The sequence below is a fragment of the Vibrio sp. 10N.261.55.A7 genome, assembly GCF_002877365.1.
In the GTDB taxonomy this organism is placed as follows: Bacteria; Pseudomonadota; Gammaproteobacteria; order Enterobacterales; family Vibrionaceae; genus Vibrio.
On sequence record NZ_MCWZ01000166.1, the window covers coordinates 1 to 1,883 of the forward strand.

The following is a 1,883-nucleotide window of genomic DNA, read 5'->3' on the forward strand; positions in this document are numbered from 1 at the left end:
AGTGGAAAAGCGTTTAGCAAAGCTACATAAATAGGCGGCCAGTAATAATGATGTACTGCATAAATAAAAATTGGTGGCGTAATTATTTATTCCACCCATCTTTGAACTAATGGTCAGAGCCTGGGCTTTATCTAGTACGTTGGCACCAATAAATGCATATAAACCCATGGTGGTTTCTTATAAAACTAACGTCTGACCAAGAGGCAGCTACCACTCACTTTGCCGAGCATGTTAAGAATTCAACAAAAAATTGCTGAACGTTAAAAGACCACTTCAGTCACTCGTTAGCTTTGTGCTCCAACATTTCGCGCAATCATTAGTACTTCATCAGCTGAATATAAATTTGAGATCGTTGCCTCAACTTCCGCGCCTAATGTGTCTCTATACAGTTTTTGAGCGTGATTATCAGCCCTTGTTGTAACCAAAATATGTTTTAACACCGAATTTTTGAGAGCAAGTTGAGCTCTTACTAATGGTAATGAATCGAGAATTAACTTTCGACCAATACCTTTACCCTGAAAGTTTGGTTTAACCGCTAATTGCTCTAATTCCAAAACAACTTCAAGACGGAACCCACTCTTTTGAACCCAAATGATATAACCAACGATTACATTATCGATTTCAGCGACAAAAATCATATAACGAGGAAAGGCATTGAGATTACATTGTAACCATTCATGAGAGTAATTTTGCCTAACAAAAACCGACTGATGAACGAGTGCTGTATCTGATAAATCATTACTTTTCATTAACCTGATAATCAAACTATACCCCCGAACTTAAATGACAAACCTAAAGTACCGCACCGACTGCACCTAAACTAACTTGAGCTGAAAAACAGCCACGTGTTGGCTGTTAGCTTAAACAGTTTATTCTGCGTGTTAGCCTGCTCTTGCACCATTAGGCATTTCAGTTTCTGGACAAGCTAGACATGGTTGCAATTTATCTTCGTAACCGATGTCGAACAGCATACCTTGAGACACTTCACCCGCCATTTTTCTTTCGGGCAAGTTGACCACGAACAAGGCTTGTTTCCCCACAATTTCTTTTGGGTTCTCACGCTCTTGTTTTATACCAGCCAAGATTGAACGCTTATGATCACCAAAATCTACTGTCAACTTCATGAGTTTATCCGATTTTGCCACTTCAGAAACTTCGACAATTAGACCGATACGAATATCAATTTTGGCGAAGTCATCAAACGTGATTTCATCTTTAATTGGAGCATATTTCATACTTCTATCCCAAATTTATCTAGAGCGTATAACCCTGCCAAGGGGTGAGCAACGTAATACCGATGCCGCCGCAAACTACCTTAATCACTTAAACCAATACATAGTAAAAATACACGCGTTGCGAGTCACTCATAAACAGATTGTTAGCAGACAGCCTACAACGCAAGTTTAAACCCTTCATGTGTTACTTTAAATCCAAGTTTTTCATAGAACCCAATTGCATCTGGGCGCTGCTTGTCACTTGTTAACTGAACGATTGTACAGCCTTTACTTTTTGCCAGTTCGATGGCGTGTGCGAACAATTGCTCACCGAAACCTTGTCCACGATAGTCACTATGGATTCGTACACCTTCGATAAGACAACGCCAACTACCAATATGCGTTAGGTAAGGAATAAAGGTAATTTGAAGCATCCCGACTAGAGAGTTTTCTTGCTCAACAACAAGTAATTCGTTGTTTGGGTCTCGTACAATTGCTTCGAACGCTTCAAGATATGCACTATTCAACGGAACAGACGCATCTTCTCTTTTACTACCGAGTGGGTCATTTGAAAGCAAAGCAACGAGACTCTCCAAATCTTCAAATTCAGCTGAACGATACTTTAATTCCATCTATAGGTCCTTATTACTTCTAACTGCTAACTGCTAA

The 1,883-nt window shown here is 39.6% G+C and carries 3 protein-coding genes; all 3 read right to left on the reverse strand.

What is annotated here, in order from left to right; all coding sequences use genetic code 11:
- Nucleotides 1-284 precede the first annotated feature (284 nt).
- The 3 genes from BCU12_RS09675 to BCU12_RS09690 all read right to left on the reverse strand — a co-directional run bounded on the left by BCU12_RS09675 (nucleotide 285) and on the right by BCU12_RS09690 (nucleotide 1,846).
- A complete protein-coding gene (locus tag BCU12_RS09675) occupies nucleotides 285-749 on the reverse strand; it encodes a GNAT family N-acetyltransferase (RefSeq protein WP_102404115.1) in 465 nt (154 codons plus the stop codon).
- A 132-nt stretch (nucleotides 750-881) separates the two neighbouring features.
- Nucleotides 882-1,235, reverse strand: a complete 354-nt coding sequence (locus tag BCU12_RS09680; RefSeq protein WP_102404116.1) for a tRNA-binding protein — start codon at nucleotides 1,233-1,235, stop codon at nucleotides 882-884.
- A 155-nt stretch (nucleotides 1,236-1,390) separates the two neighbouring features.
- Nucleotides 1,391-1,846, reverse strand: a complete 456-nt coding sequence (locus BCU12_RS09690; protein WP_102404118.1) for a GNAT family N-acetyltransferase — start codon at nucleotides 1,844-1,846, stop codon at nucleotides 1,391-1,393.
- Nucleotides 1,847-1,883 lie beyond the last annotated feature (37 nt).